Genomic DNA, 12,893 nt, shown 5'->3' with positions numbered 1-12,893 from the left:
GCAGGAGCCGAGAGGGCGATGCATGACTACGCCGGCTCGGGCAGCACCCCCAGCAACAAGAAGAGCAAGTCCGGCACCTACCACGGCGGAGGGAACAGCCACAGCGGAGGGGGCCACGGCGGCAGCTCGGGATGGGGCTTGGGAAAGGCGTGGGATGCAGCTAAGGGCTGGGCGCCTGACCACAAAGAACTCGTCCAGATGGGCACTGAATTTGCTGTTGGTGGGCTCTGCTAAAGCTCGGCTCTAAGCGCAGGCCTGGCATCGGGTGGCGTTGGTTTCGGCGCTGCAGCTGGCTGCGGTGGCCTCGCGGGAGCAGCGGGTAGTGCCGTAGGCAACTACCTGACTGAAGATGCTGATCACAGCACTGCAGGACAGCTCGCAGACCAGGGAGAGGGCGCTCTTTCAGGTGCCGCATGGGGCGGCGCTGGCTACATGCTCCAAGAAGCAGGAATCGTAGGAGAAGTGGCTTCGAAGCTATTCGGGTGCCACCATAGCTTCTTGCCTGGAACGGGTGTCCTTCTCGCCGATGGCACGCAAAAGGCCATCGAGGACGTCGAAGTTGGTGATGTCGTAGTCACAACAGACACAGAGACGGGTGAAACTGTCGACAAGCGTGTCGCCCAGACGATCACTACAGAGGGCGACAAGGACTTCACGAAGATCGTTATTTCCGTGGACGGGGAACACTCCAGCATCGTGGCCACGGACACGCACCCCTTCTGGGTCCCCGACCTGAAGAAATGGGTCAAGGCAGGCGACCTCCAAGTCGGCCAACTGCTCCGCACCAGCGCCGGCACCCACGTCCAGATCACCGCGGTCAGTCACTACACCAAGCGCCAACGCACACACGACCTCACCATCGAGGACATCCACGCATACTATGTGCTGGCGGGGGCTACGCCGGTACTGGTTCATAATTGCGGTGGTGGCACTACCGTCTATCGAGGCGTTCCGGAAGGTCATCCGGGGTTTGATGCGGCAGTTGACGGATCAGCTGTTCCTCGCGGAGGCACTGCTTCAGCAGAAGCGCACCAGCTTGGTGATACTGAAAGTCCTTACACGAGTTGGTCCACGAGTGAAGCTGCGGCTCGTCGTGCGGCCACCCGTGGGAAACTGGAGTGGGTGTCGTTCTTGAGTCTAGAATTCCGGCGGGACGCCCACATATTCACGTCAATGATGAGCCTTGGGCAGACCCCGATCTGAGGGGCGAATTCGAAGTGCTGATTGAAGGACCTATGCAAGGCAACCCGTATCCGGTTTGGAGACCGCAATGACCGTGCAGTCGATCGCTAGGCGAAGGGTAGCTCAGCTCATTGCGCAGGCTGGCGTGGATGCTCCTGCACAGATTGTCGAGCAATTGACGCAGGCGCTCTTCAGTGATCCGGATGCGGATATCGAGGTCACGTTTCCCCATGCAAGCGAGCTGCTAGAAATCTATAGATACAGGTTTGAGTCGCTGCCGGAGTTTCGAGAATCGCGGGTTGGGTGGAATTCTCTGTTCCGCGCTCTGAGTCAAGCCGAAGGGCGAGTCGGCCTGCTGTCAATAATATCCGATCCGTGGCGCGTGATCGCTATTCTGGATGAGTCCGCAGAGTCCGTCCTGGCATGTCTGATTAGGGATCAAAACCAAGGTGTGAGGTCAGAAAAATAGACGACCTCGCGTTTTAATGACGGTCCGTAGATTCACCAGAGATGGCGTGTAGGAGTGCGTAGTGGCCCCCGCCGGAATCAATTCCGGCGGGGGCCACTGGGATGTCTGACGGCAGTAGTTGCCGCTGAGGTCTGGGCGAGGTCCAGGCGGCCCGGCCTCCAGCTCGATCTGTAACCGCTCCACCTGAGCATCTCTAAGCCGGGCCCGGCAGGCCACCGGCTCCCATGGAGGCCAGGGCAGCCCTGCAGCCCTGACACCACGCGGCATGCCAGGCGTACGCCGACTTCCGCGTCACTCGTAGCGGGCCACCTCGGGAGACCGCACCCCCTGCTCGAACCGCCTTACGACCGGTAGATTCGGTTGAGCGGCAGCGCTCGGGCGCAGCTTGAATTGTCCTCTCAATGCTCCAGCTGTAGATCGTGATCTTGCTGGTGTGACTGAGCGCTTCAGATGGGGGACCTCGGCGACTGAACAGCTCCATGTGAGCCGTCCTTCAGTCCCACGCCCCGTGCCGGGCCTGCGAATTCGCCATGGACGGCCCGCCCACAGCTGGCGTATCTTCCCTCAGCGCGCGCTCTTCCGCGGGCGATTCCCGTTCCGTGCCTGTGGGGGGTCCACCGCCATGTCCGCATCCAGCGATCTCCGTCCGCGGCCCGCGCTGCCCAACCGGGTACCGCGGTCGCCGCGCGGCCTCCTGGCCGGTCTGTCGGCGCTGCTCGCGGCCGTCGCCCTCAGCGACCTGTCCGCCGTCTACGCCGGCGTCCGGGCATACACGCTGATCGATGAGGACCGGGGCCTCGCTTTTGCCTCTCAGCAGGAGCTGGACGGTGCCGACGCGCTGTACCAGACGGCAGGACAGCTCCAGAACGTCACGTTTCTTGCCTGCGCAATCGTCTTCATCGTCTGGTTCCACTGGATGCGCCGGGACGCCGGGGTGCTCGGGCCGGACAGGTTCCGCAACGGCCCTAGCTGGGCGATCGGGTCCTGGTTCATCCCGCTGGCGAACCTCTGGATGCCCTATCGGATCGCCGTCGATATGTGGGGGGCCAGCACGCGGCTGCCGGCCGACGGCGAGCCGTACAAGGTCTCTTTCTGGCCGGTGAACCTGTGGTGGGGCATGTTCGTCACCACGACCCTGTTCAATCGGTACGCCTCGCAGCGCTACCAGGACGCCGAAAGCCTCGGAGAGGTCCGGGACGCCGTGCTTCAGGTGATAACGGCCGACATCCTGGACATCGCCGCGGCGGCGGCCGCGGTGCACTTCGCGGTCCGCCTGACGGCCATGCAGCGGCTGAAGGCGGCCGAGGGGCCGTACGGCGCGGACGACGCCCTGGCCCGGATCGACGGCATCTCCGCCTAGACGGTCCGGGCTTTTGCATGCCCCGTGGCGCCGCCCCCAGACCGGCACAGCCACGGGGCCCTTCGGGATGGCCGGGTCGTGCAGCGGGGGAGGTTGTCGGGGAGCGCCGCCTCAGCCGAACCAGCTCACCTGGACCACCACGATCCGCTCGCCGGGTACGTCCGTCAGGTCGGTGAGCATCAGCAGCCCACGGCTGTCGGTGCGCACGCCCGGCCCGGGCCCGGTGTAGGCGGAGCCCTCCAGGAAGACCATGGATTCGCGTACGGCGATCTCGTTGGCGAGGCGTTCGGTCTCGGCGCGGGCCGCCTCCGGAAGCCCGTCCAGCAGGTCGTCCTGGAACGGCTCCCAGTGCCAGTCAGCCACCGGCGACCTCGTGGTGCGCCGCGCGGACGATGTCACCGGCCTCGCGGATGGCACGGTCGCGTACGGCGGGGTCCGGATCGCTGACGGCCTGCTCGGCGGCGTGCAGGCGGCGAGCGGTCTCGGGGTACCTCTCGATCTCGACGACGACGCCCCACTCCCGGTAGAACATCCGGATCGGTACGACGCTGTCCTCGTCCCCGGCTCTCACGAAGGCTCGCTGCAGGTCCTCGAAGAACTCGGGCAGACGAGACGGCGCGACCGTGGCCACCGCCTGCCGCAGAGCAGGGAGTGTGAGCTCGGGCCGCGGAATGAGCGGAGCGGTCCCGTCCGCGTAAGGCATGGTCATCGGCTGCCCCTTCCGTTCGCAGCGCGCCCTTGCGGCACGTGCCCACGCTAGCGCCATTACCGTCACACCTTCCCAGGCATCAGCGGATCGCCGTCGCAGAGGGCGAGGGCGAGTCCCCACTCGGCCCAGACCGTCTTGCCGACCCCGAGGCGCGGGTGCACACCCCAGCCGTCGGCGAGCATCCCGACCAGGGTCAGGCCCCGCCCGAACTGGTCCTCGCAGGTTGCCTCGCGCGGGCATGGCTGCCGCTCCCCGCGCGGGTCGCTGACCTCCACGCGGAGGGTTGCCCCGGTGGCGGTGAGGCGCACGCGGATCAGTCGGTCGCGGAGGCTGCCGTGCAACAGGGCGTTGGTGATCAGCTCGGACGTGACGACCTCGACGTCCCCGGCGCGGGAGTGGAACCCCCAGCCGACGGCCAGCCGGACGGCGCGGTGGCGGGCGAGGGTGACGTTGCGGGGGAGGGGGGTGTAGTCGACCAGGTCTTCTTCGAGGAGGGGGTCGGGCATGGGGGCCTCCGGGTGGATGCGCTGAGTGTGCGAATGGGGACTGAACGTAGCGGGTTCTTTGCTTTGGGGGCAATCAGTTCGGGGAAGTTCTTCCCCGAACTGATTAAGCGGTCGACTCCGTGATGTTCCGCGGACACACTGTGACCGTGAAGCGAGCAACCCTCTCCGCAGGTAATCGAGCGTCAACGGTCTTGGGACGTCGGCTCGGTGGTGAACTGCTGCGTCTGCGTGACGCCGCCGGCAAGACGCAGCAGCAGGCCGCCGAGTCGATCAACGCGACCGGCACGAAGATCGTGAAGATGGAGCGGGGCTGGGTGCCGATGCGAGACCCGGACATCCGGGTGCTGTGCGAGTTCTACGGCTTGGATGAACCCACGAGCCTCGCTCGCCTGCTGGAACTGGCAAGGCTGGATCGCGAACGCCGCAGGGCCAGGGGATGGTGGCGCAATCGCCTCGACGCCGGCGCGACGGCTGAGTACATCGCCATGGAGGACATCGCCAGCCGTATCCGGAACTGGCAGTCAGCGTTGATCCCCGGCCTCTTCCACACCCCCGAGTACACACGTGCCCTGGCTGTCGCCGAGGGTGACTGGGATGATCCCGATGAGATCGAGCGCTGGGTCGAGGTCAAGCAGCGGCGCCAAGAGCGGTTGTCCGGCGAGCGCCCGCTCCACTTGCACGCGGTGATCTGGGAGGCGGCGCTCCGACAGCAGATCGGGGGACCCGAAGTCATGCGAGCCCAACTGGAACGGCTCCTGGAGCACGCCGAGTTGCCGAACGTGCGCCTTCAGGTGCTTCCGTTCCGAGCTGGCGCACACCCTTGCATCTCGGGTCCGTTCAGCATCCTCTCCTTCGCGGAGGGTGAGGCGCTCGACGTGGTCCAGAGCGACACCGTCACTGGCATGGTCTGGGCGGAGAATGAGAGCGAGAGCAGTACCTACAGCGTTTTGTTCGACCGGACGTCTCGGCTCAGCCTGGCTCCACGTGATGCCGTGACGTTCATCGACAACCTGCGCAAGGAGATGTGAAGCATGCCCGAGTTCGAGTTCCTGAAGTCGAGCTACAGCAACGTTCAAAACGAATGCGTCGAAGTCGCCCGCAACACCCCCGCCACCGTCGCCGTCCGAGACTCCAAAACCCCCGACGGCCCCATACTCCGGCTCACCCCGACTGCCTGGGCGGAGTTCACCGCGTCGCTGAGGTGATCGGCTCCGTCCCTTCTGTGAGGATGGACGACGTCTGTCCTCGCGTCCGCTGGGTAGGGCTGCGGTAAGCGATGCCGCAACCCCCACAAGGAGGCCTCCGTGATCGCACCGGCCCAATCCAAACGCGCGGACCACTGCGCCCAGCCCGACGAAGCCCCGCTCCGTGCCTTCAGTGCGGAGAGCCCCGCCGCCGAACCCCCGCTGACCAGCGAGCCCCCGCTGCCCGATGCCGAGCCGCTGACCAGTGAGCCGCCGCTCGGCGTCGTGGGCTCCGACTCCACGAGGCCCTAGCGATGACCGCGCCGCCCGGAGAGGAGCTCGCCCGGCTCGCCGCGCTGCACGGCGTCGGCACGTCCTTCCAGCCCTCCCCGGACCGTACGGTCACGGCCTCGGCCGCCGCCGTCACCCGCGCCCTGGCCGCCCTCGGCGTCGACGCGGGCGACCCGCGGGCCGTCAGCGCCGCACTCGCTGCCCGGGAGGCGGAACTGAGCGAGCGGCTGCTGCCGCCGACCGTGGTGTGCTGGAGCGGCAGCCGGGCGGAGGCGCTCGCCGCGCTCCCCGAGGGCAGTCGGCTGCGTGTCGAGACCGAGCAGGGGGACGTCCGCGAGCCCCTCGATTTCGCCGAGGTCGAACACCTTCCGCTCGGTGTCCATCAGTTGACCGTCACCGCCCCCGACGGGCGGACCGGTCGCGCTCACCTCGTCGTCGCCCCGCCGCGCCTGCCCACGCCCACGGGACGGTCGTACGGACTCCTCGTCCAGCTGTACTCGCTGCTCTCCCGCCGCTCCTGGGGCATGGGCGACCTCGGCGACCTCGGTGAGCTGACCGCCTGGGCCGGACGGGCGCTCGGCGCCGGGTTCGTGCAGGTCAACCCGTTGCACGCGGCCGTGCCCGGCGCCCCGACCGACCCCTCCCCGTACCGGCCCTCCTCCCGCCGCTTCCCCGACCCGGTGCATCTGCGGGTCGAGGACGTCCCCGAGTACGCGTACGCCGTCCAGGAGCACGGCGACCGGATGGGATCGCTGTCCGAGCGTGCTGCGCGGCTGCGGGAAGCCGTGCTGGAAAAAGGGGAGTTGATCGACCGGGACGCCGTGTGGGAGCTCAAGCGGGAGGCCCTGGAACTGGTCGCCCGGGTGCCGCTCGGGCCCGGTCGGTGCGCCGCCTACTGCGACTTCCTCGCCGAGCAGGGCCAGGCCCTGGAGGACCACGCCACCTGGTGCGCCCTCGCCGAGGTGCACGGACCGCAGTGGCGGCAGTGGCCGTCCGGTCTGCGCGACCCGCGGTCCGCCGAGACCAACCGCGCCCGCGGGGAGTTGATGGACCGCGTCGACTTCCACTCCCGTCTCGCCTGGCTCACCGACGCCCAGCTCACCGCCGCCCAGCGCGCCGCACGCGACGCGGGCATGTCCGTCGGGATCGTCCACGACCTGGCGGTCGGCGTGCATCCCGAGGGCGCCGACGCCTGGGCTCAGCAGGAGTACTTCGCCGCCGGGATGTCGGTCGGCGCCCCGCCGGACGCCTTCAACGCCCGCGGCCAGGACTGGGGTCTGCCGCCCTGGCGCCCCGACCGGCTGGCCGCGTCCGGCTACGCCCCCTACCGGCGGCTGCTGAAGGCCCTGTTCCGCTACGCCGGCGCCCTGCGCATCGACCACGTCATGGGCCTGTTCCGCCTCTGGTGGGTCCCGCAGGGCGAGCCGCCCACGGAGGGCACCTACGTCCGCTACGACGCCGAGGCCATGCTCGCCGTGCTGGTGCTGGAGGCCTCGCGGGCCGGTTCGGTGGTGATCGGCGAGGACCTCGGCACCGTCGAGCCGGGTGTCCGGGAGGCGCTGCGTGAGCGCGGGGTCCTCGGCACGTCCGTCCTGTGGTTCGAACGGGACTGGGACGGCGACGGACACCCCCTGCCCCCCGACCGCTGGCGCGCCGACTGTCTGGCCACCGCCACCACCCACGACCTGCCGTCCACCGCCGCCCGCCTCACCGGCGAGCACGTCGAACTGCGCGACCGGCTGGGCCTGTTGACTGGGCCTCTGGAGGAGGAGCGCGCCGAGGCGGCCAAGGACACCGCGGAGTGGCTGGGCCTGCTCACCCGCCTAGGACTGCTGGCCGGCGCCGGCGGCGGCAGCGACCGCTCCTCGGAGGAGGCCGAGGTCCAGGCCGTGCACCGGTTCCTGGTGCGCACCCCCGCCCGCATGATCGGCGTCTGGCTCCCGGACGGCGTCGGCGACCGCCGCCCGCAGAACCTGCCCGGAACCTGGGACCAGTACCCGAACTGGCGTCTGCCGATCGCGGACGCGGACGGCCGCCCCGTCACCCTGGAACAGCTGGCGGCCTCGCCGAGACTGCGGGCGCTGATCGAGGTCCTGCGGGGGTGGGACGACGCGTCGGGCTCCTGCTGAGCACTTCTGGAGCACCGCGCGGCGGTCGGAGACTCACCGGTCATGTCCGGCCGCGTCTGCTCAGCAAGGCCAGTGCCGCCAACAGCACGCACCCCGCGGCTTCGACGGCGAGGGTGGGCTTCACCAGGTTCGCGTCGAGGGTCTCCTGGAACCCGAAGAGGCCGGAGGTGAGGCTGACGACCAGGGCAGCCAGGGTGCCGGCCGTGAAGAGCGTCCCCAGCGCGGCGAGGACGGGCAGGAGGCGGGTGGGGGTGATCAGCAGCGACAGCGCGAGCAGCCCGGCCCCGATCGCGTTGAGCAGGAACAGCGGGCCGATCGTGTCCAGATAACGGTAGCCGTCGTACCAGAGGCTGAGATGGATCGCGCCCATGGCCACGACCGTTCCCGCCGAGGCCAGCCGGAGGGCGACGATCGCGATCGTGCGCCCGGCAACCCGCCCAGCAGCCCGCTCAGTAGCCATTGCCGTTGGTCGTGTCGGAGTTCTTGCCCGTCGAGGCGGCGCCGCCCACGGTGAGCTGGGTCTTCATGCCGAGGTCCTTGTGGCCGTCGACGGGGCAGTAGACCTGGAACGTGCCGTCCTTCAGCGAGACGGTGAGGTTCGCCGACTCTCCGGGCGCCAGCGTCCGCGTCTTCTGTTCCGTTCCGGAACCCTCGATCTCCATGGCGTGGTCGTGATGGCCGTTGTTGTGGACGACGAACGTGTAGGTGCCCGCCTTCAACGTCGTCTTGGACAGCTCCATCTTGAAGTCGACCAGCTTCACGTCCACCTGGGTGGTACCCGGCTTGCCACTCTGTTCTGGGGCCGACGGTGACGAGCTGCCGCCGTTGCCGCCTCCGTCTCCGCTTCCGCCCCCGCATGCCACGAGGATGCCCGCCAGTGCTCCGGCGGCCAGCCCGGGCCCGGCGGTCCTGCGCACGAATGTCATGAGCGTCGTCGTCATGAGCGTCGTCGCCATGTCTCGGCCCTCCGTGAGAAATCGTTCCTGACCAGACATACGGACGGACCGCACCAGGAGATTGCCCAAAGGGGTACGAGAATGGGGATATGGTCCCGCGTGGAACGGGGGGAATCCGTTCGGCGAGGTTCGCCGTATCCACTGGTATGCGGAGATTGGGCCTACCACTCGGCCGACTCTCGGACGAGACGCTGCTGGCGGGAATGGCGAGCGGCGCCCCGGAGATCGCGCTCGCGTTCGTCCGCCGGTTCCAGCGCATGGTCTTCGGCATCGCCGTCGCCGTCGTCGACGACCCCCAGCTCGCCGAGGACATCGCCCAGCAGGCCTTCGAAAGGGCGTGGCGTCATGCGCAGGTCTACGACTCCCGGCGTGGCTCGGTGAAGACCTGGCTGGCGACCATCACGCACAACCTGGCGATCGACGCCGTCCGCGCGCGCAAGGCGACCCCGGTCTCCCCCGAGGACCTCGACGCTCTGCTCGGCATCGTGACCCGGACGCCCGAACAGTGGGCAGTGGCCGACGAGACGGCTTCGCGGATCAGGGCCGCGGTGGCGGACCTGCCGCGCCAGCAGGCACGCGCCGTGGTCATGGCCGGCATCTACGGGATGACCGCACGACAGATCTCCGAGGTCGAGGGGATCCCCCTCGGCACGGCGAAGACACGGATCAGGACGGCGATGGGGAAACTGCGGACGGTTCTGGGACCCGAGCGAGCCGATCATGACTGACAGGGACTGCACGTGGCTGAGGGCCGTCGCCGACGAGCTGGCGCTGGGCATCCTCCCCGGTCAGGAGCGCGCCGAGGCCATCGCCCACCTGGACCGCTGCCCCGCCTGCCGGGAGCACGTGGAGCAGCTGACGCTCGTCGGAGACGAGCTGCTCTCCCTCCTTCCGGACAGCGAGCCGCCCGTCGGCTTCGAGACACGGGTGACGGAACGGCTGGGCCTGAACCGGACGGCGCGACGACGGCGACCACGGGCCGCCGTGGCGGTCGCGGCCGCCGCCGCGATCGCCCTCGGGTTCGGCTTCGGCGGCTGGGCCGTCGGGACGGCCATCGAGGGAGCGTCGGCTCCCACCGCACGGAGTTCGGAGCCTCCCGGCTCGGAGCACGACCTGCTCACGGCGTCTCTGCTGGCCCCCGACCACCGCCCGGTGGGCCGGATCTTCGCCTATACCGGATCTCCGGGCTGGGTCTACATGTCGGTCGACCTAGGCCGGGACGCGTCCGGATCCGACTCCCAGGCCGGACCCGACTCCCAGGCCGGACCCGGACCCGGACCCGGACCCGGACCCGGACCCGGAGCCGGAGTCGGACCCGGAGCCGGACCCGGACCCGGACCCGGAGCCGGAGTCGGACCCGGAGCCGGACCCGGAGCCGGAGCCGGAGTCGGAGTCGGAGCCGGGTCAGGGTCCGAGGTCACAGGCTCGGGCGACGGATACCCGGAGGCCGTGAAGGTCAGCTGCCGACTGGAGCGTACGGACGGCACGTCGGTCCGCATCGGGGAGTTCTCCCTCGACGACGCCGGCCAGGGGCACTGGGGAGCCCCCATGCGGGTCGACCCGGACACGGTGTCGGGCGCCCGGCTGCTGGCCGCGGACGGCTCCGTCGTGGCCACGGCCCACTTCCAGGGCACGTGATCGCGACCCCGGTCCTCATACGGCACCCCGGGCGCGCGCCCTCCGACACCGTTCGCTAACTTGGGCACCGTGGACAAGAAGAACGCCCTGCGCGCCGGCGCCCTGGCCGCCGGTACGACGCTGATGATGCTGCTCATGTCGTCCCCCGCCCTCGCGCTGACCCGCGACGACGGCGACGCCCCCGGCCCGGGTCTGAGCGTCGGCGAGACGCTGGGCCTCTACGTCCTGGCCCCGATCGCGATCTTCGCGGCGATCGCCGGACTGGTGTGGGTCCTCGACCGGTCGAAGGACCGGGACGACACCACCAGCTCCAACATCGCCGTCAAGGGCAAGGCGCAGGCCAAGGCCTAGAGCTTGGCCCGACTCCTCTCCGAGGGCGTCGGCCGCACTCCCGTACGCGCACGCGTACGTGGTTGAGGCCTGCGCCCTCGGCGTGTTCCCGGGGGTGGGGGCCGGGCAGGCGCGGCTCCGATAATTCCGTCGACAGGGCGCGAGCCCGGCTGGCAGGCTGCCGCGCATGACCTACGGAATCGAGTTCCTCACCGCTCGGTGAGCGCCCAGGAAGAGCGCGCCGCACGCGCCGCGCTCCGCCTCCCGCCCGCCCTGTACGACCACGCCCTGCACCTGGTGCACGAGTCCCCGGACGGCCTCCCGTCCGGCCGCGGCTTCGACCTCCCCGTCGTTCCCGACCCGCCTGCCCTGCCCGGCGCGGACGCGGCGCCGCTGTCCCGCAAGGCAGCGCCAGCCGTCCTCGCCAAGGCGTTGCACCCCCTGCCGGACGACCCGGCCGCCCTGCACCGCCGTTTCGCGGAACTCGGCGTGTGGAGCTGTCACCGGTACCTGATCCAGTCCACCGTCGCCGACCTGCCGCTCCCCGCCGATCAGCACGCCGCCGCCCGCACCCTGGCCAGACGGCTGACCCGGACCGGCACCACCGTGCCCACCGTCACCGTGGGCCTCGCTCTCCTCACCCGCCTCGGCGAGCCCGAGGACGTCCCGTACCTCTCCACCCTCGGCCTGCTCCGGGCGCTCAACGGCCCGGCGGTCCAGGCCCTCGACACGCTCGACCGGCGGTCCGCCGCCGTCGTCGACCTCGTGGTCTCCACCCGCCGCGCCGAACTGCGGTCGCTCGTCCGCGCCCTGGCGGCCCAGGACGGGCAGGCCGTCCGCAGGGAGCTGGTGGCCTTCCCCGCCGAACCCCGCCTCCTCGGCCCCGCGACCGCCCGCCGCATCGCGGAAGCCGCCCTCCTGCCCGACCTGCTCGCCGAACACCCCGCCGACACGGCCCTGCTCGCCCGGGCGGGCCGCCTCCTCGTCCGGATGGCGTCCGCCCGCGACGAAGCGGCCGAACTCCTCGCCTACCGCGACGCGACAGGCGTGTACGACACCGTCGTCAACCGGGCTGGTCTCCTGCCCCCGACCCTCGAACACCACGCCATGCTTCTCTCCCTCGCCCTCGGCCTGAGCAGCGGAACCGGAGCGCTGCTCGACTGGCCCACCGGCTCCGGTCGCCGCGAGACACTCCTGACCACCCTCGGCCGCCTGCTGGCCGAGCCCTCCTGGACCCGCCCGACCGACCTCGACACGCACGCCACGCATGACACGCACGCCACGCACGACGCGCTCGACATGCACGACACGGGTGCGGCGGCCCGACGGCTGTGGGCCGGCTGGATCCGCCGTACCGGGCGGCGGCCCTTCAGCCGCCCGGCCGACGGCAGGCTGCGCATCGAGGTCGTGGCCGGCGACCCCGTGGACCGCGAACCCGTCGAGACCCGCATCCTCCTCGACGGACGTCCGCTCGTCCCGGCCGTCTTCCCGCACGGCCCCGCGCACAGCCCCGAGCGTCTCCTGGACGACGGCCTGCTCCGGGCCGGTCCCGAGCCCCGCCGGGTGCAGCTCGCGGAGGCTTCCTGCACCGAGGGGTGCTGCGGCGCGCTCCACGTCACCATCCGCCGTGACGGCGACCAGGTCGTGTGGGAGGACTGGCAGCGACCCGCCCCGCCGGGCACCCGCGGGCCGGCGCCCGAACTGCCGGCGCAACGCTTCGACGCCGCCGCCTACGACGCGGAGATCGCCCGCGCCGAAGCGGACCGGGACTGGTCCTGGCCGGCCCGCACCATGGCCCGGCTGATCAAGGCGGGCCTGGTCGCACGGCCGGAGCTGCTCGCCCGGTGGGACGCGCGCCGGGGTTGGATCGGCAGCGGCTTCCTCGACCCGGACACCGCCGTGGTCACCTTCTGGTACGCGCCGGGACTCGGCGCCGGGGAAGCGGACGGCGACGCGCTCCATTTCCGCTGGGTCGTCCCGGACGACGGCGCGCCGCCCGAGGCGCAGGCCGCCGCCGCCCTGCGCCGACTGACCGAGGAGGACCCGAGGACCTACGCCGTCTTCTGCGGCGGCACCCGCGAACGCGCCGAACGACTCGGGTACCCGTGGCCGCCGGAAGACGGGTGAGGGCGCCCGGTG

The 12,893-nt window shown here is 70.1% G+C and carries 16 protein-coding genes; 11 read left to right on the top strand and 5 right to left on the bottom strand.

Annotated features, from left to right (window positions below; genetic code table 11):
- Positions 1-498 precede the first annotated feature (498 nt).
- The 3 genes from ACIBAF_RS04520 to ACIBAF_RS04510 all read left to right on the top strand — a co-directional run bounded on the left by ACIBAF_RS04520 (position 499) and on the right by ACIBAF_RS04510 (position 3,011).
- Complete coding sequence (locus ACIBAF_RS04520) at positions 499-1,203, top strand: polymorphic toxin-type HINT domain-containing protein (RefSeq protein WP_399461602.1); 705 nt, start codon at positions 499-501, stop codon at positions 1,201-1,203.
- A 67-nt stretch (positions 1,204-1,270) separates the two neighbouring features.
- Positions 1,271-1,651 carry a hypothetical protein gene (locus ACIBAF_RS04515; RefSeq protein ID WP_399461601.1) on the top strand — a complete coding sequence of 127 codons (381 nt, stop codon included), beginning with the start codon at positions 1,271-1,273 and terminating at the stop codon, positions 1,649-1,651.
- A gap of 622 nt (positions 1,652-2,273) precedes the next feature.
- Positions 2,274-3,011, top strand: coding sequence for a DUF4328 domain-containing protein (locus ACIBAF_RS04510; protein WP_399461600.1), 738 nt, complete (start codon positions 2,274-2,276; stop codon positions 3,009-3,011).
- Between the two features lie 111 nt (positions 3,012-3,122).
- Here the strand turns inward: ACIBAF_RS04510 and ACIBAF_RS04505 are convergent, their stop codons facing one another.
- From ACIBAF_RS04505 to ACIBAF_RS04495, 3 genes are all read right to left on the bottom strand, one after another.
- Positions 3,123-3,374, bottom strand: coding sequence for a hypothetical protein (locus ACIBAF_RS04505; protein ID WP_399461599.1), 252 nt, complete (start codon positions 3,372-3,374; stop codon positions 3,123-3,125).
- Complete coding sequence (locus ACIBAF_RS04500) at positions 3,367-3,720, bottom strand: hypothetical protein (protein WP_399461598.1); 354 nt, start codon at positions 3,718-3,720, stop codon at positions 3,367-3,369. Before ACIBAF_RS04500 ends, ACIBAF_RS04505 begins: the two co-directional genes overlap by 8 nt.
- Positions 3,721-3,782: 62 nt before the next feature.
- A complete protein-coding gene (locus ACIBAF_RS04495) occupies positions 3,783-4,226 on the bottom strand; it encodes an ATP-binding protein (RefSeq protein WP_399461597.1) in 444 nt (147 codons plus the stop codon).
- Between the two features lie 191 nt (positions 4,227-4,417).
- On the opposite strand from ACIBAF_RS04495, the gene ACIBAF_RS04490 reads away from it, so the two are divergent.
- The 4 genes from ACIBAF_RS04490 to malQ all read left to right on the top strand — a co-directional run bounded on the left by ACIBAF_RS04490 (position 4,418) and on the right by malQ (position 7,830).
- Entirely contained in the window at positions 4,418-5,254 is an 837-nt protein-coding gene (locus ACIBAF_RS04490; protein WP_399461620.1) for a helix-turn-helix domain-containing protein, read from the top strand.
- A 3-nt stretch (positions 5,255-5,257) separates the two neighbouring features.
- Positions 5,258-5,431 carry a DUF397 domain-containing protein gene (locus ACIBAF_RS04485; RefSeq protein WP_399461596.1) on the top strand — a complete coding sequence of 58 codons (174 nt, stop codon included), beginning with the start codon at positions 5,258-5,260 and terminating at the stop codon, positions 5,429-5,431.
- Positions 5,432-5,530: 99 nt separating this feature from the next.
- Positions 5,531-5,722 carry a hypothetical protein gene (locus ACIBAF_RS04480; protein ID WP_399461595.1) on the top strand — a complete coding sequence of 64 codons (192 nt, stop codon included), beginning with the start codon at positions 5,531-5,533 and terminating at the stop codon, positions 5,720-5,722.
- 2 nt (positions 5,723-5,724) lie between these two features.
- The gene (gene malQ, locus ACIBAF_RS04475) at positions 5,725-7,830 is read left to right on the top strand and encodes a 4-alpha-glucanotransferase (RefSeq protein WP_399461594.1); all 2,106 of its coding nucleotides are present in this window, start codon (positions 5,725-5,727) and stop codon (positions 7,828-7,830) included.
- Between the two features lie 40 nt (positions 7,831-7,870).
- Here the strand turns inward: malQ and ACIBAF_RS04470 are convergent, their stop codons facing one another.
- A complete protein-coding gene (locus tag ACIBAF_RS04470) occupies positions 7,871-8,290 on the bottom strand; it encodes a hypothetical protein (RefSeq protein ID WP_399461593.1) in 420 nt (139 codons plus the stop codon).
- Positions 8,280-8,786, bottom strand: coding sequence for a cupredoxin domain-containing protein (locus ACIBAF_RS04465; RefSeq protein ID WP_399461592.1), 507 nt, complete (start codon positions 8,784-8,786; stop codon positions 8,280-8,282). Before ACIBAF_RS04465 ends, ACIBAF_RS04470 begins: the two co-directional genes overlap by 11 nt.
- Positions 8,787-8,932: 146 nt before the next feature.
- Here ACIBAF_RS04465 and ACIBAF_RS04460 point away from each other — a divergent pair, with 146 nt between their 5' ends.
- The 4 genes from ACIBAF_RS04460 to ACIBAF_RS04445 all read left to right on the top strand — a co-directional run bounded on the left by ACIBAF_RS04460 (position 8,933) and on the right by ACIBAF_RS04445 (position 12,881).
- The gene (locus tag ACIBAF_RS04460; protein ID WP_399461591.1) at positions 8,933-9,514 is read left to right on the top strand and encodes an RNA polymerase sigma factor; all 582 of its coding nucleotides are present in this window, start codon (positions 8,933-8,935) and stop codon (positions 9,512-9,514) included.
- Entirely contained in the window at positions 9,507-10,424 is a 918-nt protein-coding gene (locus tag ACIBAF_RS04455) for a hypothetical protein (RefSeq protein ID WP_399461590.1), read from the top strand. Before ACIBAF_RS04460 ends, ACIBAF_RS04455 begins: the two co-directional genes overlap by 8 nt.
- Positions 10,425-10,493: 69 nt before the next feature.
- Positions 10,494-10,775: a hypothetical protein gene (locus tag ACIBAF_RS04450; RefSeq protein ID WP_399461589.1), complete on the top strand. Its 282-nt coding sequence runs from the start codon at positions 10,494-10,496 to the stop codon at positions 10,773-10,775.
- Positions 10,776-10,973: 198 nt separating this feature from the next.
- Complete coding sequence (locus ACIBAF_RS04445; protein ID WP_399461588.1) at positions 10,974-12,881, top strand: hypothetical protein; 1,908 nt, start codon at positions 10,974-10,976, stop codon at positions 12,879-12,881.
- Positions 12,882-12,893: the final 12 nt, after the last annotated feature.

The sequence above is a fragment of the Streptomyces sp. NPDC051677 genome (assembly GCF_044453465.1).
In the GTDB taxonomy this organism is placed as follows: Bacteria; Actinomycetota; Actinomycetes; order Streptomycetales; family Streptomycetaceae; genus Streptomyces.
The sequence above is the reverse complement of the archived record's forward strand: the minus strand, read 5'-3'. Positions and strand labels throughout refer to the sequence as shown.

Bases quoted from the DNA above. Each gene is read 5' to 3' on its own strand.
- ACIBAF_RS04485 (WP_399461596.1), top strand. From the start codon at position 5,258: ATGCCCGAGTTCGAGTTCCTGAAGTCGAGCTACAGCAACGTTCAAAAC.
- ACIBAF_RS04465 (WP_399461592.1), bottom strand. From the start codon at position 8,786: ATGGCGACGACGCTCATGACGACGACGCTCATGACATTCGTGCGCAGG.
- malQ (WP_399461594.1), top strand. From the start codon at position 5,725: ATGACCGCGCCGCCCGGAGAGGAGCTCGCCCGGCTCGCCGCGCTGCAC.
- ACIBAF_RS04510 (WP_399461600.1), top strand. From the start codon at position 2,274: ATGTCCGCATCCAGCGATCTCCGTCCGCGGCCCGCGCTGCCCAACCGG.
- ACIBAF_RS04470 (WP_399461593.1), bottom strand. From the start codon at position 8,290: ATGGCTACTGAGCGGGCTGCTGGGCGGGTTGCCGGGCGCACGATCGCG.
- ACIBAF_RS04500 (WP_399461598.1), bottom strand. From the start codon at position 3,720: ATGACCATGCCTTACGCGGACGGGACCGCTCCGCTCATTCCGCGGCCC.
- ACIBAF_RS04455 (WP_399461590.1), top strand. From the start codon at position 9,507: ATGACTGACAGGGACTGCACGTGGCTGAGGGCCGTCGCCGACGAGCTG.
- ACIBAF_RS04515 (WP_399461601.1), top strand. From the start codon at position 1,271: ATGACCGTGCAGTCGATCGCTAGGCGAAGGGTAGCTCAGCTCATTGCG.
- ACIBAF_RS04495 (WP_399461597.1), bottom strand. From the start codon at position 4,226: ATGCCCGACCCCCTCCTCGAAGAAGACCTGGTCGACTACACCCCCCTC.
- ACIBAF_RS04460 (WP_399461591.1), top strand. From the start codon at position 8,933: ATGCGGAGATTGGGCCTACCACTCGGCCGACTCTCGGACGAGACGCTG.